This window comes from Streptomyces laurentii (genome assembly GCF_040635425.1).
Lineage (GTDB): Bacteria > Actinomycetota > Actinomycetes > Streptomycetales > Streptomycetaceae > Streptomyces > Streptomyces laurentii.
Genome location: NZ_JBEYHT010000038.1, coordinates 53,439 through 76,312, shown reverse-complemented (window position 1 = coordinate 76,312; position 22,874 = coordinate 53,439). Strand labels below are relative to the sequence as shown.

The following is a 22,874-nucleotide window of genomic DNA, read 5'->3' as shown; positions in this document are numbered from 1 at the left end:
CCAGGTCGGCCGCCGCCAGCGCCTCCGGGTCGGGCTCGGGGCACGGGAAGCGGGGGTGAAACACCGCACCCCACCGCTCACAGGTTCAGCTTGAACCCGAGGTGCGAGGGCTCGAAGCCGAGCCGCTCGTAGAACCGGTGGGCGTCGGTGCGGGTGACATCGGAGGTCAGCTGCACCAGTCCGCAGCCCTGCGCGCGGGAGGTCTCCACGGCCCACTCGATGAGCTGCGTGCCGAGACCGCTGCCGCGTTCGTCGGCGTGGACGCGGACGCCCTCGATGACCGAGCGGGTCATGCCCCGGCGGGACAGTCCGGGGATGATCGTGAGCTGAAGGGTGCCGACGATCCGGTCCGCGCGCACGGCCACGACCACATGCTGGTGCGGATCGCCGTCGAGCCGGTCGAAGGCGTCCGTGTACGGGGTGAGGTCGTCCGGAGACTCGCGCAGCGCGCCCAGCGGATCGTCGGCGAGCATGGCCACGATGGCGGGGAGGTCGGCGTGGACGGCGGGCCGGATCGCGAGATCGCTCATGCGGGGATGTCCTTCCGGTACGGGACAGCGGCCGGAGCGGTCCCGGCCTCTTCGTGGAGCCTGTTCATCGGCGGCGGCTATCCCGCCGCGACGGTCAGCGGCGCGAAGCGACGGCGGTCGTCGCCCGGCAGACCGGGCAGTGAGCGGACCATGAGGGAGGTGCGGGCGATCCGGTCCACTCCGTTCGCCTTCAGCCAGGTGATCAAGGCACTGTGCCGTCCGGAGTCGATGTCCGTACGCAGCGGCCGGTCGGTGGCGGCGGCCAGCGAGGCCACCAGGGCCTGGGCCGTCTCCGGGTCGTGGGCGATCAGGGGGCCGAGGACATGGGTGTCCATGTTGGGCCAGAGAGCGCCGAAGCCGGTGAGCCGGCCTTCGCGCTCGGCGACCCGCAGATGGTCGGCGAAGGCGGGCAGCCGGGTGAGGACATGTGTGCGGTCGGCGCCGAAGATCTCGTCGTCGAGGCGGAGAATGGCCGGCAGGTCCTCCGCGGTGGCGGGCCGGACCGACGTCCCGGGCCGCGGCTCGGCCGCCGGCTCCGCGAAGGTGAAGGTGCCCCGGAGCATCTCCGCTTCCGCGATCTCGGTGAACCCGAGTTCCTCGTAGAGCGGGCGGCCGTTGGAGGTGGCGTACAGCGTCAGCGGGGTATCGCCGGCCTCGGTCAGGACGTGCCCCATCAGTCGGCGTCCGATGCCCCGGCGGGCGTAGCGTTCGGCGACGAGGACCATGCCGATCGCGGCGAGCCCGGGTCCGTACGAGGTGACCACGCAGGCGGTGGCCAGCCCCTGGCCGTCGGGGGCGTCGATGCCGTATCCCGTGCCCGCGGCGAGCAGCAGGCCCCACTTGTACTCCTCCCGGTGCCAGCCCCGGTCCTCGGAGAGATCGGCGCACGCGAGAAGGTCGTTCGAGGTCAGGTGCCGGATCGGAAGCTGGGCGAGCGAGTTTTCTGAGAGCGGCATGACGATCATGCTGGGTGACGTGGCGACGGCGTGTCCACCGGTTTGCGGGAGCCCGTCAGGATCGGGGTGGGCCGTGTCGAGGCCGGGGCGGAGCGTGCCAGGGCCGCCGCGCGGAGCCGTCGGCCGCGCCGGGTCGGCCCCCAGGGCTTGAGCACCGAGAGCGCGGTCATGAAGAGGTAGGCGATCGTCGAGATGACCGGTGCCGCGATCAGCGCGGCGTCCGGCACTCCGGCCTCCGCCACCTGGGCGATCTCCGGACGGAGGGCGAAGATCGTGGCCATGGCGGTGGCCGTGGTGAGCCAGAACTTGGTCCAGACCCAGCGGTGCCGGGCCAGTCCCCAGGGGGTGCCCAGGGAGAGCATCAGGCCGCTGCCCAGGGTCATCAGGGCGACCGGGGGCAGCAGCCAGTCCGAGAACACGCGCATCGCCCGGTACGCGGCCCGCGTCAGGGAGAGGTCCTGGGTCGTGTACGCGGTGATGCCGAGGGTCAGCAGGCCCAGGCTGAGACCGAGCCAGGACACGGAGACGGCCACATGGACGACGAGGAGGGCCCGTCGTGCGGGCCGGCGGAGATGTTTCACGTGAAACACGGTGGCGAACGAGCCACCTTCTCCGCGTCTGTTCCAGGGAGTAAGCGGCCGTACTAGCCTCGGCGTACATGGCGGATACGACAGCTCCTCGTGGCGGGCGCAGGCTGCACCTCTTCGACCTCGACGGCACGTTGATCCGTGGCTCGGCGGCCGCGGTCGAGATCTCCCGACAGCTCGGACTGAGCGCGGAGATCGAACGGCTCGAGCAGGACTTCCTGGCCCGCGGGCTCGCCTCCGACGAGTTCGCCGTACAAGCCCGGGAGCTGTGGGCCGAACTCACCCCGGAACAGGTGGCGGCCGCCTTCGACGGGGCTCCGTGGCTGTCCGGTATCCGGGAGGTGTGGGCGGACATCCGTGCCAGGGGCGACCATTGCGCGGTCATCTCGCTCTCGCCCGACTTCTTCGTCCAGCGGCTGCTGGAGTGGGGCGTGGAGGCGGCCGAGGGCTCGCGCTGGCCCAGCGTCCCGTTCACCCGGCCGATCCACCGGCCCGGTGTCCTCGACGCCTCCTCGAAGGTGCGGATCGCCGGCGAGCTCTGCGGGCGGTTCGGGGTCCGGCCGGCCGACTGCGTGGCGTACGGGGACTCGATGTCGGACGCGGCGCTCTTCGCCACGGTCCCGGAGACCGTGGCCGTGAACGCCGACCACCACCTCGTGGACCTGGCGACCCACCACTACGCCGGAGCGGATCTGCGCGAGGCGTACGCGCTGGTCCAGCGGGGCGCGGCGGGGACGCCCGGCACCCGGGGCTGACCGGGTGCCGGGCGTTCGAGGGCGCGCTGCCGGGCGGGCGGAGTCAGCCCAGGTCGGGGGCGTGCATCGCGCGGACGCCCTCGATGTTGCCGTCGAGGTAGTGGCGCAGCGAGAGCGGGACGAGATGGACGGCGGCGATCCCGACCCGGCTGAACGGGACCCGGACGATCTCGTACTCGCCCAGCGGCTCGTCGATCTCGGGTCCGTGCCGTTGCCCGGGGTCCATGGATTCGAGACGGCAGACGAAGAAGTGCTGCACCTTCACCCCGGAGACGCCGCCGTCGACGATGTGCTCGACGGTGTCGACGAAACAGGGCACCACATCGGTGATCTTGGCGCCGAGTTCCTCGTGTACTTCGCGGTGCAGGGCTTCGACGACCGTCGGGTCGGACGGTTCGACCCCGCCTCCTGGTGTCACCCAGTAGGGATCGACGCCCGGCTTGGTGCGCTTGATGAGGATCAGGTCGTCCCCGTCGAGCAGGATGGCGCGTGCGGTGCGCTTGACCACTGGTCGTTCGGTCATGGGAAGAAAATGGCCCGTCCCCGGTGTCCTGAAACTCACCAGGCCTCTGCGGCTCGCAGCAGCCGCGCGTGGGCGCGGGCGAGATGCGGCAGGGCGAGGGTGCCGGTGCGGACGACGAGGAAGTAGGTACGCAGCGGGGGTACGGGAGGGTCGAGCAGGGCCACCAGCCGTCCTCGTGCCAGGTCGGGCTCGCACAGATAGCGCGGCAGGACGGCGATTCCGGCCCCGGCGGCCGCGGACTCCAGGACCGCGCGCAGGTCCGGGGCGATCACGGTGGCGGTGCCGGCCGGCTTGGTCTCGAAGACGGCCGCCCAGTAGCGGCTGACGAACGGCAGCGACTCGTGCACCTCGACCACGGGTAACCGCTCCAGCGCGGTGGCCCGCTCGCGTAACGGCTTCTCGGGGGCGAGCAGTCCGGCCCAGCGCGGGGCGGCGACCAGGACGTGCTCCTCGTCGCAGAGCGGGGTGGCGGTGAACAGCGCGCCGCGGGGCAGGGCGGTGGCCACGGCCAGGTCGTGGTGGCCCGCGGCGAGCCCGTCGAGGATCTCCTCCGCGTTGCCGAGCAGCGTGAAGCGGACGGCGAGCCCCTGGGTGACCAGCGGGGTGAGCGCGGGCAGCACCCGGGCCGAGGTGAACTCGGGCGGTCCGGCGGCATGCAGCGTACGGACGCCGTTCTGCTCGTCCAGGCCGGTCTCGGCGATCTCGACGAGCGCGTCCAGATGCGGTGCGGCGCGGTGCGCGAGTTCGTCGCCGATGGTGGTCGGGGTGACTCCGCGGGCCTGCCGGAGGAAGAGCGGACGCCCCAGCTGGCGCTCCAGGGTGCGGATCTGGCTGGTGACGGCCGGCTGGGAGAGGCCGAGCAGGGCGGCGGCGCGGGTGAAGGATCCGGCCCGGTGCACCATGACGAAGGTGCGCAGCAGGGTCAGATCCATGCCGGTCCCCTTCCGGCCTCGCGGCCGATCGACTCGTCCCCGGAACTGTCCAACTATAAATAAGTCGATAGGCCGCTGTCGCTACCGTGATTGGACACTGACACTCAGTCAACTAGCCTTGTTCGAGCGGTTGTCCCCAAGGGACCCGCAGGGGGAACAGGGGCGTTCCGAGCCACGAGGGGGGAGGCTCGGAACGCCCCTTCCGGGTTGTTCTGGCGCCTTCAGTCGCCGTCGGGCAGGACGACGTTCAGCGCCCAGGAGACGACGGAGATGATCAGGCCGCCGAGCACCGCGGTCCAGAAGCCCTCGACGTGGAAGCTGAGGTCGAGCACCCCGGCCAGCCAGGACGTCAGCAGCAGCATGAGCGCGTTGACGATCAGGGTGATCAGGCCGAGGGTGAGAATGAAGAGCGGAATGGTGAGGAGCTGGACGACCGGCTTCACCAGGAAGTTCACCAGCCCGAAGACAAGGGCGACCAGGATCAGGGTATCCACGCCTTCTTGCCGGTGCTGTCGCCGGTCAGTGTGATGTCCTGGAGCAGCCAGATGGCGACTCCCAGAGCACCCGCGTTGGCGAGCGTCTTGACGACGAAATTCTTCATGTGTCAGATCGTGACAGACAGGATCTGGTCAAAAACAGGGGCGGACGAGCAATGAAGGTATTCCGGCTGGACGAGCTGGAGGCGGAGCGGGCGGCCAACGAAGGTGCCTATCTCCAGTTCCTGCGGGAGCGGAACATGTCCCTCGGTCTGTACGCGCTCGACGCGGGCAGTCCGGACCCGCAGCAGCCGCACGGGCAGGACGAGGTGTACTTCGTGGCGAGCGGCCGGGCCTCGATCACGGTCGGGGACGAGACGACGCAGGTCGCGCGGGGCAGTGTGGTGTACGTGCCGGCCGGGGTGCCGCACCGCTTCCACCACATCACCGAGGATCTGCGGGTCCTGGTGGTGTTCTCCCCGCCGGAGGCGTGACCGGCCTGGTCAGCGGGTGTTCTCAGGGATCGCACCCCGATGCGGCGGCCGCTTCGGCGGGACACCCCCTAGGGGGCGGATCAGGGAAGAGCGGGGGCCGGACGGCCTCCGCTCGGGCGGTGGGCGGCCCTAGCATCGAAGGTGTCCGGCGCGGTGGGTGCCGGCGGGCCGGCGGACCGAGGTGAAGGCCTCGGCTCCGGACCTTCAGGACTCTTCCGAGATGAGGTAAGCGCTATGGCGGTGAAGGAGATTCTCGCGGGGATGCCGTGGTGGGTGAAGTGGGTCGCCATACCCGTCATCGCCCTGGCCGTGTTCGGCGGCCTGATCACTTCCGTCCTGAGCTTCGTGGTCGGGCTGGTGTTCAAGGTGCTGCTCTTCGTGGCCCTCGTCGGCGGTCTGATCTTCGTCGTCCGCAAGGTCACGTCCAAGGGCGGCTCGCGCGGCGACTGGTGACGGAGGCGGACCCGGCCCGATCCGCCGGACATCTGTAGCACGGGTGACCCGTCGGTCCGGGGTCTCCGCCGGCTTTTAGCCCGGCCGAGGGAACGCACAGGTTGAAACGGGGGTGCCCGTGTGACCTGCCATTAGAGTGGAATTCCTCTGCCGCTCCGGGAAGTTCAGGTCTAGACCTTTACGGTTCCAGGCCGCGGCGGGCGCGCGGGGGAGGCCCCCGCGGGCGGGTGTGACGCACCCGTCGACACGCCTGGGGGTGACCTTTGGCCACTGCTTCGCAGCCCGCTGCTCCTACCCTGATCGGCTCCGTGCAGCGGGCGTTGAGACTGCTGGAGGCGGTGGGCTCGCATGGCGACGGAGCCCCTGCCAAACAGCTGGCGCGCGAGGCGGGACTGCCGCTGTCCACCGCGTACCACCTGCTCCGCACCCTGGCGTATGAGGGCTATCTGCGCCGCGAGAAGGGTGTGTTCATCCTCGGTGACGCCGCCGCCCGGCTGGTCGGCGGCGGCGCTGTGCAGAATCGTCGCACCAAGATCGAGGACTCGCTCGCCCACTGGCGCGACGCCATAGGCCTGCCCATTTACTTCGCCCTCTATCGCGAGGGCGAGATCGAGCTGGTCTCCGTCGCCGACGCTCCGGCCGCCCCGGCCGTCGAGGAGTGGGCCGACTTCCGGGAGACCGGCCACGCGCACGCGGTCGGACAGTGCCTGCTCAGTCAACTCGATCCGAAGAGTCGTCAAGAGCATCTCGATCGTCACCCGGTCCAGGCGCTCACGCCGTATACGGTGCGTAATCAAAAAGCCCTTCTGGACCGTTTGGGTGGAATAGGGCGAATGGAGCCCTTGGTGGAGCGTCAGGAATATGCGCTCGGCACAGTCTGCGGCGCCATCCCGATCACCGTGGGCTCCACGGCCGCCGCGTTGGCCGTTTCCTTGCCTCTGCACCAGGAAGAGCGGTTGCTACCCGCAGTCGAGTGGCTACGCAATGAGGCCGGAATGCTCTTCTCCTCCCTCGCCCTCTCTATCAGTATCTGAAAAATCACTCCTTGTGATCTGCTAGCGCTTACAGCACGATTGCGTCAAGAGGGCCATGGTGGATCATTCCTGGCCGTTTCGACCACAGCTTTCACCAAGCCTGCGTACACAACTGCCCATCCGATGCGGGGTACATGATGCGAGAGACGGTTCAGGCCGAGGTCCTGATGAGCTTCCTCGTCTCCGAGGAGCTCTCCTTCAGGATCCCGGTGGAACTGCGATACGAGACCGGTGACCCCTACGCGGTGCGGATGACATTCCATCTCCCTGGGGACGCGCCCGTGACCTGGGCATTCGGTCGAGAACTCCTGCTCGACGGGATCAACGGACCGAGCGGGGACGGTGATGTGCACATCGCGCCGACCGATCCCGACGGTCTTTCCGATGTCATGATCCGACTCCAGGTCGGTGGCGACCGCGCCCTGTTCCGGGCGAGTGCGCCGCCGTTGGTCGCCTTCCTCGACCGGACGGACAAGCTCGTCCCGCTCGGTCAGGAACGGACACTGGGTGACTTCGAGGACCACTTGGAGGCGGCACTCGGGCGGATTCTGGCCGAGGAGAACGCGGGCTGAGCCCGCGCTCGGAGCAGCGTCACCTGGCCCGGCGCCGCCGACCGCCGCGGCCTGTCCGACCGCTCCGCCCCGCCGGCCGTCCCGCCGGCTGTCCCCCCTCCCGGCCCACCGGCGCGTCCCCTGCGCCCGGCCGGTCCGCCGACACCACGAGCGCCGCGAGCGCGGTGGTGACCGGTACCGCCGCGACCAGACCGATCGACCCGACCAGGGTCCGGACGATCTCCTCCGCGACCAGTTCGCTGTTGGCCACGGTGCCCACGCTGCTCTGCGCGATGGAGAAGAGCAGCAGCAGCGGCAGCGCCGCACCCGCGTAGGCGAGCACCAGGGTGTTCACCACCGAGGCGATGTGGTCCCGGCCGATCCGGATGCCCGCCCGGTAGAGCGCCCGCGGCCCCATGTCCGGGTCCGCCTGATGCAGTTCCCAGACCGCCGAGGTCTGGGTGACCGTCACATCGTCGAGCACGCCGAGCGAGCCGATGATGATGCCGGCGAGCAGCAGACCCGACATGTCGATGTCCGGGTAGAGGCCGTGGATGAGGCCGGTGTTGTCGTCCGTGTTGCCGCTGAGCGCGGCCCAGCCGATGAAGAACGAGCCGAGCAGGCCGATCAGCAGCAGCGAAACGAGCGTGCCGAGCACCGCCACCGAGGTGCGCGCGGAGAGCCCGTGACACATGTAGAGCGCGATCAGCATGATCGCGCTCGATCCGACGACGGCGACGACCAGCGGATTCGACCCCTGGATGATCGCCGGGAGAATGAACAGGGTCAGAATCGCGAAGCTCACGGCGAGTGCGATCAGGGCCGTCACGCCGCGCATCCGGCCGACCAGCACGACGACGAGTGCGAAGATGCCGGCGAGTACGGCGAGCGGCACCTTCCGGTTCACGTCGGTGACCCCGTACTGGAGTTCGCGCGGCGCGTCCGGCGCGTACGCGACGATCACCCCCTGCCTCTCGTGGAGCTGCCGCGGCGCGTCCGGCGGGACGATCTCGGTGAAGGTGCGGCCCTTGTGGGGACCCGTCGTGACCTCGACGGTCGCCTTTCCGCACGCCTTGGCCGCCGTGTCCGCCCGCGGCGCCGGCTCCGGCTGGCCGGCGCCCGGCATCGCGGCGACGCCCGCGTCCTCGCAGTCGATGGTCTCGACCGAGGCGACCCGGCCCTGTTCGGTCTGCCGGTCGAAGCCGACCCCCGTGCGATGGTGCGCCGGGGCGCTGCCCGGCCACAGCATCACCAGGCCGACGACCACGGCGGCGGCGAAGGGGACGAGGACCGCGGCGATGACCTTTCTCAGATGCCGGGAGACGGGGGCGGCCGGCCCGTGGTGATGGCTGTGCCCCTGGGACGGACCGTGCGGATCGGGGGTGTGGTGCGTCGAAGTCACCGGCCGATCATCCCAACAGCGCCCAGGGCCCACTGTTCAGCACGCCAGCGGTGGCGCTAGCGTGGTGTCACCTTTTGCACACGCGGGAGCTCGGAGCACCGGGCTGAGAGGGCGCTGACGAATCGCTGCGCCGACCGCCGAACCTGTTACCGGGTAATGCCGGCGTAGGGAGATTCGGTCAGATGACCATTCAGGATGCACGCACGCCTGCCTCCGAACGGAACGAGCCGCAGGAGCGCACGCCGGGCTGGCACAAGGGATACGTCGAGGGCTCCCGCCCCGACATCCGGGTGCCCGTCCGCCAGGTGCACCTCACCAACGGCACGGACGTCACGCTGTACGACACGTCCGGCCCGTACACCGATCCCGCCTCCGACACCGACGTCCGCCGCGGCCTGCCGCCGCTGCGGGAGAACTGGATCACCGGCCGGGGCGACACCGAGGAGTACCCGGGCCGCCCCCTCCGCCCCGAGGACGACGGCATCAAGCACACCGCGCCGCGCGGTGGACTCAGGAACCTCGACGCCGTCTTCCCCGGCCGGCCGCGGCTGCCGCGCCGGGGCCGGAGCGGTCAGGCGGTGACCCAGCTCGCGTACGCCCGGCGTGGCGAGATCACGCCGGAGATGGAGTTCGTCGCGATCCGCGAGAACGTCTCCCCCGAGGTCGTACGGGAGGAACTCGCGGCCGGCCGCGCCGTCCTGCCGGTCAACGTCAACCACCCGGAGATCGAGCCGATGATCATCGGCAAGCGGTTCCTGGTGAAGGTCAACGCCAACATCGGCAACTCCGCCGTCACCTCCTCCATCGAGGAGGAGGTCGAGAAGATGACCTGGGCGACCCGGTGGGGCGCCGACACGGTCATGGACCTGTCCACCGGCCGCAACATCCACACCACCCGTGAGTGGGTGCTGCGCAACTCCCCCGTGCCGATCGGCACGGTGCCGCTCTACCAGGCGCTGGAGAAGGTGGACGGCCGCGCCGAGGAGCTGACCTGGGAGATCTACAAGGACACGGTCGTGGAGCAGGCCGAGCAGGGCGTCGACTACATGACGGTGCACGCCGGTGTGCTGCTGCCGTACGTGCCGCTGACCGCGCGCCGCAAGACCGGCATCGTCTCGCGCGGCGGCTCGATCATGGCCGCCTGGTGTCTCGCGCACCACCAGGAGAACTTCCTCTACACGAACTTCGAGGAGCTCTGCGAGATCCTGGCGGCCTACGACGTCACGTACTCGCTCGGCGACGGCCTGCGGCCCGGCTCGATCGCCGACGCCAACGACGAGGCGCAGTTCGCGGAGCTGCGCACGCTCGGCGAGCTCAACCGGATCGCCCGGCGGCACGACGTCCAGACGATGATCGAGGGCCCGGGCCACGTCCCGATGCACAAGATCCGCGAGAACGTGGAACTCCAGCAGGAGATCTGCGACGAGGCGCCGTTCTACACGCTCGGCCCGCTCACCACCGACGTAGCTCCGGCATATGACCACATCACCTCGGGCATCGGCGCGGCGATGATCGCCTGGTGGGGCACGGCGATGCTCTGCTACGTCACTCCCAAGGAGCACTTGGGGCTGCCGAACCGGGACGACGTGAAGACCGGCGTCATCACCTACAAGATCGCCGCGCACGCGGCGGACCTGGCGAAGGGGCATCCGGGCGCTCAGGAGTGGGACGACGCGCTGTCGGACGCGCGCTTCGAGTTCCGCTGGGAGGACCAGTTCAACCTGGCCCTCGACCCGGACACGGCACGGGAGTTCCACGACGAGACGCTGCCGGCGGAGCCCGCGAAGACGGCGCACTTCTGCTCGATGTGCGGGCCGAAGTTCTGCTCGATGAAGATCAGCAGGAGCATCACCGAGCAGTTCGGCGGGGACGCGCCGGCGGCGAGCGACGAGGAGATCGCCGCGGGCATGCTGCGGAAGTCCGAGGAGTTCGCGGCGTCGGGCAACCGGGTCTATCTGCCGATGGCGGAGAGCTGACAGTCGGCATATGACGGCCGACCGGCGGACCGACCGGCGGACCGACCGGCGGACCGGGCCGCGCACCGGGCAGTGGAGACGACGGACGATCAGTCGAGGTCGGGGACGTCGGGGCCGGTGAAGTCCGGGGCGCTGTAGCCGACCCGGGGGAGGCGATCGGGGTCCGGGGCGGGATGCTCCGGACCCTCCGGCGGCGGAGCGAGGGCGTCGTGCAGGAAGGGGAGGATTCCCCGGTCCCGCAGCGCCCAGTGCCAGGCCTCCTCCGCGCGGGCCGTCTCGTCGTCGGCGGCGGACCCGTCGGCGGACCCGTCGGCGGTCCCGGCCGGGGCGGCCCGGTGGCGCAGGGCCGTGACCAGCAGGGCCGCGGCACCGCACAGCAGACCGGCCGCGGCGGCGGCGCCGAAGAACAGCCCCGCGGTGAGCAGGGTGTCCGCGAAGGCGGGGACCGGCTCGAACAGGCGGAGGACCGCCCCGACCAGGAGGAGGGTCACGGCCGTCGCGCCCGCGAGGAGCGGGGCGAGGACGGTGACGACGGCGATCAGGCCCGCCCCGCGCGCGTGGAGCGGCCGTTCGTCCGTACCGCGGCCGTCCTGGGGGGAACGGGTCTGTTCGCGGGCGTGCTCACGGGCTTGTTCGCGCAGGCGGACGAAGTGGTCGTACTCGACGGCGGCGGTGGCGGTGAGAGGGTCCAGGGCGTCCAGCACCCTGGTGCGCAGCTGCGCGATCGTGAGCGGCCGGGCGCTTGCGGCCGCGGCGGGATCCTGGAGGCCGTACACGGCGCGCAGCGCGTCGTCGAGGATCCGTTCGAATGCGGGGCGGTCTTCGGGCAGCAGGTGTGGGGCCACGTGCATGTGCATCCCCCGATGCTCCGTGGGAGGCCGGAACCGGCCAGGAGGGGGCGGCGGGTCGGGCGGAAACGGAGGGAGAACCTGCCACGGACGGGCCGGGGGTGTCGGGTTCGCGGCGGTGGTGGCAGGGCGTTTCGGGAGTCGGATTCCCCGGATGCGTACGGTTATGCCTCAGGCGGGCAGCGGGAGTTGGACGACCAGCAGCTTTCCGGCCATGGTCACGCCGCCGTCCATCGCGATGGCCAGTCCGTCCGCGTAGACGTGCGGACCGTCGACGACCGGACGCTCGCCCTCCTCGCCGTCCTCCGTGCCGACCTGGCCGAGGAGGTACGGGATGGGGCTGTGGCCGTGCACGATCCGCCGGCCGCCGTACGTGGAGAGCAGCTCGCGCACGGCGTGCGGGCCGGCCTCCTCGTCGCGGAAGGCGAAGCGCTTGGTGAACTTCCGGAAGAGGTCCCAGACTTCGTCCGCGTCGTTCCGGTTGATGAGCTCGTGGACGGTGTCGTTGACGTCCTCGATGGTCTCGCCGTACTCCAGATACGCGGTGGTGTCCGAGTGCAGGAGCAAGTGGTCGTCCTCGGCCACGACGGCGTCGAGCCGGGACATCCACTGCAGATGGACATCCTGGAGGCGGTCCATGTCGTGCTTCTGGCCGCCGTTGAGCAGCCAGGCGGCCTGGAAGGTGGCGGTGCCGGCACCCGAGTTGACGGGCGTGTCGCCGAAGCGCTTGGCGCCGATGAGAAGCAGCTCGTGGTTGCCCATGAGCGCTTTGCAGTAGCCGCCGGCGGCCGCCGCCTCGGCGGACAGACGCATCACCAGGTCGATGACGCCGATGCCGTCCGGGCCGCGGTCGGTGAAGTCGCCGAGGAACCACAGCCGGGCGTTGCCCGCGGCCCAGCCGCCGTTCTCGTCGACGAGACCCTGGGCCCGCAGGGCCGCCACGAGCTCGTCGAGATAGCCGTGGACGTCGCCCACGACGTAGAGCGGGCCGCGGCCGTCGGAGTCCGGGACCTCGGGGTGCGGCAGGGGGTCGACGTGCATCCGGACCGTGTCGCCGCGCTGGATGACCGGCAGGTCGCGCTCGGTGGGGGTGTAGCCCTCGGGCAGCGCGTCGTCGGGGAAGGCGTTGCCGGGGTGCCCCTCGGTCTGCGCCAGAGGCGCGGCCGGGGCGGGCGGCGCGGCCGGGGCGGGCGGCGCGGCCGGGGCGGGCGGCGCGGGCGGTGCCGCCGGCGTCGGGGCTCCGGCGGCGAAGACGTCGTACGGCTCGGGCTCCTGGCCCGGGTGCGGGTTCAGGGGGTGTCCGAGCGGGAGGCTGCCCAGGTGGAGCGTGGCGTCCGCGGGCATGGGCGCCGTGGGAGCGGGGGCCCTCCGCGGGTCGGCGGGATGGCCCTGGACGGGCACCTGGGCGTACGGAGGTACACGGAAGTCACGCAACGTCGCCGTGCGCACCACGGGTTCCTGCCCGTCCCCCTGTGTCATCGACCCCTCCACCACCGTCGCGATGCCCTGCACATCGCGGACCGGCCAGGTCGTGATGGTCCGCGGTGTCGTGCGCCCATCATAGGAATGAGCGTCGTCCTGTGTGACGCACCAGGGGTGGTGAATCCGGGTCCACTCCGGGTTCATCGGCCGTTTCGCCCGAATTGGGAAGTTCTGGTTCGGGGCCCGGCCCGGGGCGCGTCGCGGTGTGCGCCCCGAACCGGGCCGAAGAGCGAGTCGGAGAACCCCCGCTTCCCCGTACTCTCCTCCCGGGCGCGCCCCCGGCCTTCCGGCCCGGAGCGTCGCCCCCCGTTCGGCCCCCCTCGGGCCGTGTCGTTCTCCCCCTGCCCCCCTCGGGCCGGGTCCCCCGTGGTCCCGGCGCGGTTTTCAGTCCTTCGAGGGAGACCGGGGCGGGCTCACCGTCGTCCGCGGCGGTCTGCGCTGCGACGAGGTGCGGATGATCAGCTCCGTCGGTATCACCCGCTCGACCGGACCGTTCGTCTCGATCCCCTCGATGGCGTCGATGAGGAGCTGGACGACGGCGGTGCCGATCCGGCGCGGCTTGAGCGAGAGCGTCGTGATCGGCGGCTCGGTGGCGGCGTACACCGTGGACTCGCTGCAGCACACGAGCAGCAGGTCGTCCGGGACCCGCAGCCCGTAGCGGCGGGCCGCCGCGAGCAGGTCGGTGCCGTTGGGGTCGAAGAGCCCGTACACGGCGTCGGGGCGGTCCGGGCGGGCGAGCAGCCGGTCGGCCGCGACGGCGCCCGCGCACGGATCGTGCGCCGGATAGGCCTCGTAGACGGGGTCCTGGCCCACGCGTTCGCACCAGCGGAGGTACGCGGTGGTGGAGAGCCGGGTGTACGTGTCGGTCGTCGTTCCGGTGAGCAGACCGATCCGGCGGGCGCCGGCGGCCGCGAGGTGGTCGAGCAGGTCGAGGACGGCGGCCTCGTGGTCGTTGTCGACCCAGGCGGTGACCGGCAGCGTGCCGGCGGGGCGTCCGTCGGAGACGACGGGCAGGCCCTGGCGGACGAGTTCGGTCACGACCGGGTCGTGGTCGGAGGGGTCGATGACGACGGTGCCGTCGAGGGCGACGTTCGACCACACGTCGTGTCGGGAGGTGGCGGGGAGGATGACGAGGGCGTAGCCGCGGGCGAGCGCGGCCGATGTGGCGGCCCTGGCCATCTCCGCGAAATAGGCGAATTCCGTGAAGGTGAAAGGTTCATCCCCGTAGGTGGTCACGGTCAGGCCGATGAGACCCGACTTGCCGGTACGGAGCGTGCGGGCGGCGGCCGAGGGGCGATAGCCCAGTCGGTCGGCGACCTCGCGGACGTGACGGCGGGTGGCGTCCGGGAGCCGGCCCTTGCCGTTGAGTGCGTCGGAGACAGTCGTGATGGAGACCCCGGCGGCGGCGGCCACGTCCCGGATGCCCGCCCGGCCCTGCCGGGTTCCCCGGGTCTGTGCCCGGCTCACCTGGTGCTTCCCTGCTGCTGTCATGGCGAGCCGATAGTAGGGCGATGCGGGTGGGTCGGGCCGCGCGCATATGCGGGCATCGACAGGCACGTTTCTGCAAGGCAGAACAGGGTCAATCCCCTTGGAAAGAAAGGGCGTTGTGCGAGACGCCATGGGTCCTGTGGCCCCTTGTGCCTGTGTGCCTGGCGAGGGGTGGAGGTCTCGAAGAGGTCTCAACTCACCTCTATGGGGGATGCGCGCCACGGCGCCCGCCACCAGCGCGCGCCACCGAAACGCGCGCCCCCTCGCTCGGAGAGCGCCCGACGGGCCTCCCGGTCGGGCCCCGGCGAGCCCGGCTCGCCCCTGAGTGACCCGAGTTGTCCCCGGTTCCGTCCCCTGTCAGTTGTCCGCGGGCCATTCGCAGCGGAGGCGAATCCTCATAAGGTGAGCAGTATTGGTGACAGGCACGGAGGAGGACACACTGTGAGCGAGACCAGCGGAACCCCTGGGACGAGTGCGGCGGGCCCGAGGCTGCGCGCCGCGCTGGACGGCGTCCCCACCTACAAGCCGGGCAAGCCGGCCGCCGCCGGTGGTCCGGTCGCCTTCAAGCTGTCCTCCAACGAGAACCCCTACCCGCCGCTGCCCGGCGTCATGGAGAGCGCGCTCGCCGCGGCCGCGCACTTCAACCGCTACCCGGACATGGCCTGTACGGGGCTGATGGCGGAGATCGCCGACCGCTTCGGCGTGCCGGTCTCCCACGTGGCCACCGGCACCGGTTCGGTCGGTGTGGCGCAGTCCCTGCTCCAGGCCACCTCCGGCCCGGGTGACGAAGTGATCTACGCCTGGCGGTCCTTCGAGGCGTACCCGATCATCACGCAGATCAGCGGGGCGACTTCGGTGCAGGTGCCGCTCACCGACGGCGAGGTGCACGACCTCGACGCGATGGCCGACGCGATCACCGACCGGACCCGGCTGATCTTCGTCTGCAACCCCAACAACCCCACGGGCACCGCGGTGCGCCGGGCGGAGCTGGAGCGCTTCCTGGACCGGGTGCCCTCCGACATCCTCGTGGTGATCGACGAGGCGTACCGGGAGTTCGTGCGCGACGCCGAGATTCCGGACGGCATCGAGCTCTACCGCGACCGGCCGAACGTGGCCGTGCTGCGGACCTTCTCCAAGGCGTACGGACTGGCCGGCCTGCGGGTGGGCTTCGCCGTCGCGCACGAGCCGGTGGCGGCGGCGCTGCGCAAGACGGCGGTGCCGTTCGGCGTGAGCCAGCTGGCGCAGGACGCGGCGGTGGCCTCGCTGCAGGCGGAGGACGAGCTGTTCGGACGGGTCGGCGCGCTGGTCGCCGAGCGCGAGCGGGTCCACGCGGGTCTGGTGGCCCAGGGCTGGACCGTGCCGGACACCCACGCGAACTTCGTCTGGCTGCGGCTCGGCGAGCGGACCATGGACTTCGCCGCGGAATGCGAGCGACAGGGCGTGGTCGTACGGCCGTTCGCGGGGGAGGGCGTGCGCGTCACGATCGGCGAGGACGAGGCGAACGACCTGTTCCTGAAGGCGGCGGAGGGCTTCCGCCGGGACGCGTAACCTCCCACAGCTTCTTCTTCGGTACGGCCCCGGGGCCGGTCGCGATGGCGACCCCCTCGGGGCCGTCGTCGTTTTCGGGGTTTGTCGGGGTCTCTTCAGGCCATTCTCGGCAGGGCCCGCGGAGCGCCGTTCGGCCCCGGTCCTCCGGTCGGTCCGTGTCGCCGTGAGCCGCCGGATGCGGCTGAGCGCCTGACAGCCGCTCTCCTGTATGGCTGGAAATCGTCGCTGAAGAGCCCGTGTGGCCCGCGCCACGCGGTTCCCCACCCACGCAGGGCCACCGGGTGGGTCCGGCGTACGGGAGTGCTGGTGCCGTCCGCATGGAAAAACGCCTGGTCAGAGGAGTGCGGCAGGGGCGCGGCAAGGCGGCGGAGGTCCCTGGCGAGGGGTGACTCGGGGTAGGGGACCCCGGCCAAAGGTACGTATTGCATATGAGCCATAATGCTTGTGAATGTGAACGCGTTCACAAGCGTGTCCCTGTTCCTCCAGAAATGTGTGGGATCAAAGGGGCAGACTGCCGATGTGACCACGGCGATGTAAGGAGAAGACGTGGACCTCGCTTTGGCGCCCGAGACACTGGCGCGCTGGCAGTTCGGCATCACCACCGTCTATCACTTTCTCTTCGTCCCGCTGACGATCTCACTCGCCGCGCTCACGGCAGGGCTACAGACGGCCTGGGTGCGCACCAACAAGGAGAAGTACCTCAGAGCGACCAAGTTCTGGGGCAAGCTCTTCCTGATCAACATCGCCATGGGTGTCGTCACGGGCATCGTCCAGGAGTTCCAGTTCGGCATGAACTGGTCCGACTACTCCCGCTTCGTCGGCGACATCTTCGGCGCCCCCCTCGCCTTCGAGGCGCTGATCGCGTTCTTCTTCGAGTCGACCTTCATCGGTCTGTGGATCTTCGGCTGGGACAAGCTGCCGAAGAAGATCCACCTCGCCTGTATCTGGATGGTGTCGATCGGCACCATCGCCTCCGCGTACTTCATCCTGGCTGCCAACTCCTGGATGCAGCACCCGGTCGGCTACAAGATCAACGCCCAGCGAGGCCGCGCCGAACTGACCGACTTCTGGCTGGTGCTCACCCAGAACACCACCCTCAACCAGGTCTTCCACACCCTCTCGGCCGCCTTCCTCACCGGTGGCGCCTTCATGGTCGGCATCGCCGCGTACCACCTGGCCCGCAAGCGCCACATCGCGGAGATGAAGACCTCGCTCCGGCTGGGCCTGATCACGGTCGTCATCGCCGGCATGCTCACCGCGCTCAGCGGTGACACGCTCGGCAAGGTCATGTTCAAGCAGCAGCCGATGAAGATGGCCGCGGCCGAGGCCCTGTGGGACGGCGAGGACAGCGCACCGTTCTCCGTCTTCGCGTACGGCGATGTCGAAAAGGGCCGCAACACCGTGGCCATCGAGATCCCCGGACTGCTCTCCTTCCTCGCCGACAACGACTTCAGCTCGCACGTTCCCGGTATCAACGACATCAACAAGGCGGAGCAGGCGCGGTTCGGGCCCGGCGACTACCGGCCCATGATCCCCACCACCTACTGGAGCTTCCGGTGGATGATCGGCTTCGGTATGTCGTCCTTCCTCCTCGGACTCGTCGGACTCTGGCTGACCCGCAAGAAGTTCTGGTTGGCCCCCGCGCTGAGGACGGGCGAGGACGAGGTGCCGCATCTGGCGCTGTTCAAGAACAAGGCGCTCAACCCCAAGCTCGCCCGCGTGTACTGGTTGCTGGCCCTGTGGACGCTGGCCTTCCCGCTGATCGCCAACTCCTGGGGCTGGATCTTCACCGAGATGGGCCGTCAGCCGTGGGCCGTCTACGGGGTGCTGCAGACCCGCCACGCCGTCTCCCCCGGGGTCTCCCAGGGTGAGGTGATCACCTCGATGAGCATCTTCACCGCTCTGTACGCGATCCTCGCCGTGATCGAGGTGAAGCTGCTCGTCAAGTACATCAAGGCCGGCCCGCCCGAACTCACCGAGGACGACCTCAACCCGCCCACCCGGATCGGCGGGGACGACGCCGACCGCCCCATGGCCTTCTCGTACTGAGGCTCAGGAGATCGAGGCATGGAACTCCACGACGTCTGGTTCGTACTCATCGCCGTCCTCTGGATCGGCTACTTCTTCCTCGAGGGATTCGACTTCGGAGTCGGCATCCTCACCAAGCTGCTGGCCCGTGACCGGACCGAGAAGCGCGTCCTCATCAACACCATCGGACCCGTCTGGGACGGCAACGAGGTGTGGCTGCTCACCGCGGGCGGTGCGACCTTCGCCGCCTTCCCCGAGTGGTACGCCACGCTCTTCTCCGGCTTCTACCTGCCGCTGCTGATCATCCTGCTCTGTCTGATCGTCCGTGGTGTCGCCTTCGAGTACCGGGCCAAGCGGCCCGAGGAGAACTGGCAGCGCAACTGGGAGCACGCCCTCTTCTGGACCTCGCTCATCCCCGCGTTCCTGTGGGGCGTGGCCTTCGGCAACATCGTCCGCGGCGTGAAGATCGACAAGAACTTCGAGTACGTCGGCAACTTCTGGGACCTGCTCAACCCGTACGCCCTCCTGGGCGGCCTGGTCACGCTCACCCTCTTCACCTTCCACGGCGCGGTGTTCGCGGCGCTCAAGACGGTCGGGGACATCCGCACCCGGGCCCGCTCGCTCGCGCTCAAGCTGGGACTCGTCACGGCCGTGGCCGCGCTGGGCTTCCTCATCTGGACCCAGACGAACCACGGTGACGGCTGGAGCCTGGCCGCGATGCTGGTCGCCGTGGTGGCCCTGCTCGCCGCGATCGGGGCGAACCAGATCGGGCGCGAGGGATGGGCGTTCGCGTTCTCGGGCGTCACCATCGTCGCGGCGGTGGCGATGCTGTTCCTGACGCTGTTCCCGAACGTCATGCCGTCCACGCTCAACCCCGCGTGGAGCCTGACGGTGACCAACGCGTCGTCCAGCCCGTACACGCTCAAGATCATGACGTGGTGCGCGGGCATCGCGACACCGCTGGTGCTGCTCTACCAGAGCTGGACCTACTGGGTGTTCCGCAAGCGGATCGGCACGCAGCACATCGCCGAACCCGCCCACTAATCCGCCCTCCGGCCGGCCGGCCCCGCTGGGGCCGGCCCTCTCCGGGGAGATGTTTCACGTGAAACAGACCCCCGGGGAAGGATGTTTCACGTGAAACCGATCGATCCGCGCCTGCTCCGTCACGCCAGGGCGACTCGCTTCTTCCTCCTCGCGGTGGTCGGTCTCGGCCTCGTCGGGGCGTTGCTGATCGTCGCCCAGGCGATGCTGATCGCCGAGGTCGTGGTCGGGGCCTTCCAGAGGGGCCTGCCGGTCTCCGGTCTCACCACGCCGCTGGTGCTGCTCGCCATCGTGGCGGTGGGGCGGGCGCTGGTCTCCTGGCTCACCGAACTGGCCGCCCACCGGGCCAGCGCGGCGGTCAAGTCCGAACTGCGCGGCCGGCTTCTTCAGCAGGCCGCGCACCTCGGGCCCGGATGGCTCAGCGGGCAGAAGGCCGGTTCGCTGGCCGCGCTCGCGACCCGGGGCGTGGACGCGCTCGACGACTACTTCGCCCGCTATCTGCCCCAGCTGGGGCTCGCGGTCGTGGTGCCGGTGGCGGTCCTCGCCCGGATCGTCACCGAGGACTGGGTCTCGGCGGCGATCATCGTGGTGACGCTGCCGCTCATCCCGGTCTTCATGATCCTCATCGGCTGGTACACCCAGGCCCGGATGGACCGTCAGTGGAAGCTGCTCTCCCGGCTCTCGGGACACTTCCTCGACGTGGTGGCCGGACTGCCGACGCTCAAGGTGTTCGGCCGGGCCAAGGCGCAGGCCGAGAACATCCGGAAGATCACCGCCGGGTACCGGCGGGCGACCATGCGGACGCTGCGGATCGCCTTCCTCTCCTCCTTCGCCCTGGAACTGCTTTCGACGCTGTCGGTCGCGCTGGTCGCGGTCGGCATCGGCATGCGGCTGGTCCACGGCAGCCTCGACCTCGCCACCGGACTCGTCATCCTGATCCTGGCGCCCGAGGCGTATCTGCCGCTGCGGCAGGTGGGCGCGCAGTTCCACGCGGCGGCGGAGGGGCTGGCCGCCGCCGAGGAGATCTTCGAGGTTTTGGAACAGCCGGTGCCGGACGGGGGTACGGGGGCGGTGCCCGCGTCCGTACGTCTCGAACTGGACCAGGTGACGGTACGGCACCCCGGCCGCGCCACCCCCTCGCTGGACGCGGCCTCGCTCACCGTCGAACCCGGGGAGACCGTGGCCCTCGTGGGACCGAGCGGCGCCGGCAAGTCGACCCTGCTCGACGTGGTGCTCGGCTTCGCACGCCCGGAGGAGGGCGGCACCGTACGAGTCGGGGGCGCCGACCTCGCCTCGCTGGGCCTGGAGGAGTGGCGCTCGCGGATCGCGTGGGTGCCGCAGCGACCGTATCTCTTCGCCGGGACCATCGCGGAGAACGTGCGCCTCGCCCGGCCGGACGCCTCGGACGAGGCCGTCTGTCAGGCTCTGCGCGACGCGGGCGCGGACGGGTTCGTCGCCGACCTGCCGGAGGGGGCCGACACCCCGCTCGGCGAGGACGGCGCCGGTCTGTCCGCCGGTCAGCGCCAGCGGCTCGCCCTGGCCCGGGCGTTCCTCGCGGACCGGCCCCTGCTGCTGCTCGACGAGCCGACCGCCGCGCTCGACGGAGCGACCGAGGCCGGGGTCGTCGACGCCGTCCGCCGGCTCGCGGTCGGCCGTACGGTGCTGCTGGTCGTGCACCGGCCGGCCCTGCTCGCGGTCGCGGACCGTGTGGTGCGGATCGGTGTCGAGGGGCCGAGCGCGGGCGAGTCGTCCGTGCGGAAGCCGGTCGCACGTGAAACCGCGGCCCTGGTGAAGGACGGCGGTGCGGTCGTCGCGAGCGACGCCGTGGCGGATCCCGCGGGGGAGACGCGGCGGACCGGGGCCATGGAGGAAGCGGGCCCGGCGACGCCGTCCGCGCGGCGGGTGTTCGGCCGGGTGCGGGCGATGGCCGGCGGGCTCAAGGGACGGGTCGCCCTCGCGCTGCTGCTCGGCAGCCTGGCGCTCGGCTCGGCCGTGGGTCTCATGGCCGTGTCCGGGTGGCTCATCTCCCGGGCCTCCGAACAGCCGCCCGTGCTCTATCTGATGGTCGCGGTGACCGCGACCCGCGCCTTCGGCATCGGGCGGGCCGTGTTCCGCTATGCCGAGCGTGTCGTCTCGCACGACGCCGTGCTGCGGATGCTCGCCGATCTGCGGGTCGCCGTCTTCCGGCGGCTGGAGCGGATCGCGCCCGCCGGGCTGCGCCGCACCCGGCGCGGTGACCTGCTGACCCGGCTGGTCCAGGACGTCGACGCGCTCCAGGACTACTGGCTGCGCTGGCTGCTCCCGGCCGGTGCCGCGCTCGTCGTCGGTGCCGGATCGGTCGCGTTCACCGGCTGGCTGCTGCCCGAGGCCGGAGCGGTCCTCGCCGTCGGTCTGCTGCTCGCCGGAGTCGCCGTGCCGCTGGTCGGCGCCGTGCTCGCCCGGCGCGCGGAACGGCAGCTCGCCCCCGCCCGCGGCGCGCTCACCACCACGGTCGTCGACCTGCTGCACGGCTGCGCCGAACTGACCGTCGCCGGCGCCCTGAAGGGCCGCGTCGAACGGGCCGCCGCGGCCGACCGTACCCTCACCGCCATCGCCTCCCGGCAGTCCGCCGCCACCGCGCTGAGCGCCGGTCTGTCCGCCCTGGTCTGCGGCCTCACCGTGACCGGCGCCGCGCTCGTCGGCATCCCGGCGGTCCACGACGGCCGGCTCGACGGCGTCGCGCTCGCCGTGGTCGTCCTCACCCCGCTCGCCGCGTTCGAGGCCGTCACCGGACTGCCGCTCGCGCTGCAGTTCCGCCAGCGGGTGCGACGCAGCGCCGAGCGGGTCCTCGACGTGCTCGACGCGCCCGTCCCCGTCCCCGAGCCGGCCACGCCCGCCGCTCCCCCGGCGAGCCCGTTCCCGCTGGAACTGGACGGCCTCACGGCCCGGTACGCCGGACAGGACCGGCCCGCGCTCGACGGCTTCGGGCTCCGTCTGGAGGCCGGACGCCGGGTGGCCGTGGTCGGCGCGTCCGGCTCGGGCAAGACCACGCTCGCCCAGGTGCTGCTGCGCTTCCTGGACACCGAGTCCGGCGCGTACCGGCTCGGCGGGGTGCCCGCCCGGGACCTCGACAGTGACGACGTCCGCCGCTTCGTCGGCCTGTGCGCCCAGGACGCCCACCTCTTCGACAGCACCCTGCGCGAGAACCTGCGGCTCGCCCGGACCGGCGCGAGCGACGGCGAACTGCGCGCCGCGCTGCGCCGCGCTCGGCTCCTGGACTGGGTGGACACCCTGCCCGACGGGCTCGACACCCTGGTCGGCGAGCACGGATCGCGGCTCTCCGGCGGCCAGCGGCAGCGCCTCGCGCTCGCCCGCGCGCTGCTCGCCGACTTCCCCGTCCTCGTCCTCGACGAGCCGGCCGAGCACCTGGACCTGGCCACCGCCGACGCGCTCACCGACGACCTGCTGCGCGCCACCGAGGGCCGTACCACCGTCCTCATCACCCACCGGCTGCACGGCCTCGACGCCGTCGACGAGGTCGTCGTCCTCGACCGGGGCCGGATCGTGCAGCGCGGCACGTACGCCGAGCTGACGGCGGCCGACGGGCCGCTGCGGCGGATGCGGGAGCAGGAACGGGCGAGCGACCGGCTGCTCACGGCCGGGCCCGCCGACGGCCCTGTCGGCGACGGCGCTACCGTCGTACCGGGGGCAGAGCCGGCCCGGCCCACGCCCCCGGTTCCGCCGCAGTCCGCTCAGCCGACTCTTCTCGCCCCATAGGAATCCGAGGGCTC

The 22,874-nt window shown here is 70.9% G+C and carries 19 protein-coding genes and 1 pseudogene; 10 read left to right on the top strand and 10 right to left on the bottom strand.

The features are described from left to right. Positions 1–77 precede the first annotated feature (77 nt). The 3 genes from ABZ693_RS22810 to ABZ693_RS22800 all read right to left on the bottom strand — a co-directional run bounded on the left by ABZ693_RS22810 (position 78) and on the right by ABZ693_RS22800 (position 2,067). Complete coding sequence (locus tag ABZ693_RS22810) at positions 78–530, bottom strand: GNAT family N-acetyltransferase (protein ID WP_359880172.1); 453 nt, start codon at positions 528–530, stop codon at positions 78–80. 77 nt (positions 531–607) lie between these two features. Continuing rightward, positions 608–1,486: a GNAT family N-acetyltransferase gene (locus ABZ693_RS22805; protein WP_359880169.1), complete on the bottom strand. Its 879-nt coding sequence runs from the start codon at positions 1,484–1,486 to the stop codon at positions 608–610. Positions 1,487–1,491: 5 nt separating this feature from the next. Further along, entirely contained in the window at positions 1,492–2,067 is a 576-nt protein-coding gene (locus ABZ693_RS22800) for a DUF2269 domain-containing protein (protein WP_359880167.1), read from the bottom strand. A 77-nt stretch (positions 2,068–2,144) separates the two neighbouring features. Here ABZ693_RS22800 and ABZ693_RS22795 point away from each other — a divergent pair, with 77 nt between their 5' ends. Further along, positions 2,145–2,828 carry an HAD family hydrolase gene (locus ABZ693_RS22795; protein WP_359880164.1) on the top strand — a complete coding sequence of 228 codons (684 nt, stop codon included), beginning with the start codon at positions 2,145–2,147 and terminating at the stop codon, positions 2,826–2,828. 43 nt (positions 2,829–2,871) lie between these two features. Here the strand turns inward: ABZ693_RS22795 and ABZ693_RS22790 are convergent, their stop codons facing one another. From ABZ693_RS22790 to ABZ693_RS22780, 3 genes and pseudogenes are all read right to left on the bottom strand, one after another. After that, on the bottom strand, positions 2,872–3,351 hold the full coding sequence (locus ABZ693_RS22790; protein ID WP_359880163.1) for an NUDIX domain-containing protein: 480 nt from the start codon (positions 3,349–3,351) through the stop codon (positions 2,872–2,874). A 35-nt stretch (positions 3,352–3,386) separates the two neighbouring features. Continuing rightward, complete coding sequence (locus tag ABZ693_RS22785) at positions 3,387–4,283, bottom strand: LysR family transcriptional regulator (protein ID WP_359880160.1); 897 nt, start codon at positions 4,281–4,283, stop codon at positions 3,387–3,389. 221 nt (positions 4,284–4,504) lie between these two features. Next, a pseudogene (locus tag ABZ693_RS22780) lies at positions 4,505–4,884 on the bottom strand (phage holin family protein). Between the two features lie 51 nt (positions 4,885–4,935). On the opposite strand from ABZ693_RS22780, the gene ABZ693_RS22775 reads away from it, so the two are divergent. From ABZ693_RS22775 to ABZ693_RS22760, 4 genes are all read left to right on the top strand, one after another. Next, positions 4,936–5,253 carry a cupin domain-containing protein gene (locus ABZ693_RS22775; RefSeq protein WP_359880158.1) on the top strand — a complete coding sequence of 106 codons (318 nt, stop codon included), beginning with the start codon at positions 4,936–4,938 and terminating at the stop codon, positions 5,251–5,253. A gap of 234 nt (positions 5,254–5,487) precedes the next feature. Beyond that, positions 5,488–5,706, top strand: coding sequence for a DUF5326 family protein (locus tag ABZ693_RS22770; protein ID WP_359880155.1), 219 nt, complete (start codon positions 5,488–5,490; stop codon positions 5,704–5,706). 263 nt (positions 5,707–5,969) lie between these two features. Next, positions 5,970–6,740, top strand: a complete 771-nt coding sequence (locus ABZ693_RS22765; RefSeq protein WP_359880152.1) for an IclR family transcriptional regulator — start codon at positions 5,970–5,972, stop codon at positions 6,738–6,740. Between the two features lie 137 nt (positions 6,741–6,877). Further along, on the top strand, positions 6,878–7,312 hold the full coding sequence (locus ABZ693_RS22760) for an SsgA family sporulation/cell division regulator (RefSeq protein WP_359880199.1): 435 nt from the start codon (positions 6,878–6,880) through the stop codon (positions 7,310–7,312). A gap of 19 nt (positions 7,313–7,331) precedes the next feature. Here the strand turns inward: ABZ693_RS22760 and ABZ693_RS22755 are convergent, their stop codons facing one another. Beyond that, positions 7,332–8,693 carry a YibE/F family protein gene (locus tag ABZ693_RS22755; RefSeq protein WP_359880149.1) on the bottom strand — a complete coding sequence of 454 codons (1,362 nt, stop codon included), beginning with the start codon at positions 8,691–8,693 and terminating at the stop codon, positions 7,332–7,334. Between the two features lie 182 nt (positions 8,694–8,875). Here ABZ693_RS22755 and thiC point away from each other — a divergent pair, with 182 nt between their 5' ends. Next, positions 8,876–10,669 (top strand): phosphomethylpyrimidine synthase ThiC, encoded by a 1,794-nt coding sequence (thiC, locus tag ABZ693_RS22750; protein WP_359880146.1) that lies wholly within the window; start codon positions 8,876–8,878, stop codon positions 10,667–10,669. Positions 10,670–10,758: 89 nt separating this feature from the next. On the opposite strand, the gene ABZ693_RS22745 is transcribed toward thiC, so the two are convergent. The 3 genes from ABZ693_RS22745 to ABZ693_RS22735 form a co-directional block, all read right to left on the bottom strand. Continuing rightward, positions 10,759–11,526 carry a hypothetical protein gene (locus ABZ693_RS22745; protein WP_359880144.1) on the bottom strand — a complete coding sequence of 256 codons (768 nt, stop codon included), beginning with the start codon at positions 11,524–11,526 and terminating at the stop codon, positions 10,759–10,761. 162 nt (positions 11,527–11,688) lie between these two features. Continuing rightward, entirely contained in the window at positions 11,689–12,996 is a 1,308-nt protein-coding gene (locus ABZ693_RS22740; protein WP_359880141.1) for a metallophosphoesterase, read from the bottom strand. 387 nt (positions 12,997–13,383) lie between these two features. Further along, on the bottom strand, positions 13,384–14,490 hold the full coding sequence (locus ABZ693_RS22735) for a LacI family DNA-binding transcriptional regulator (protein ID WP_359880138.1): 1,107 nt from the start codon (positions 14,488–14,490) through the stop codon (positions 13,384–13,386). A gap of 438 nt (positions 14,491–14,928) precedes the next feature. On the opposite strand from ABZ693_RS22735, the gene hisC reads away from it, so the two are divergent. The 4 genes from hisC (at position 14,929) to cydD (ending at position 22,860) form a co-directional block, all read left to right on the top strand. Next, entirely contained in the window at positions 14,929–16,035 is a 1,107-nt protein-coding gene (gene hisC, locus ABZ693_RS22730; RefSeq protein ID WP_359880135.1) for a histidinol-phosphate transaminase, read from the top strand. Positions 16,036–16,581: 546 nt separating this feature from the next. Further along, positions 16,582–18,084, top strand: coding sequence for a cytochrome ubiquinol oxidase subunit I (locus ABZ693_RS22725; RefSeq protein ID WP_359880132.1), 1,503 nt, complete (start codon positions 16,582–16,584; stop codon positions 18,082–18,084). 18 nt (positions 18,085–18,102) lie between these two features. Continuing rightward, a complete protein-coding gene (cydB, locus tag ABZ693_RS22720; protein ID WP_359880129.1) occupies positions 18,103–19,107 on the top strand; it encodes a cytochrome d ubiquinol oxidase subunit II in 1,005 nt (334 codons plus the stop codon). Between the two features lie 90 nt (positions 19,108–19,197). After that, positions 19,198–22,860 carry a thiol reductant ABC exporter subunit CydD gene (gene cydD, locus ABZ693_RS22715; RefSeq protein WP_359880127.1) on the top strand — a complete coding sequence of 1,221 codons (3,663 nt, stop codon included), beginning with the start codon at positions 19,198–19,200 and terminating at the stop codon, positions 22,858–22,860. Positions 22,861–22,874 lie beyond the last annotated feature (14 nt).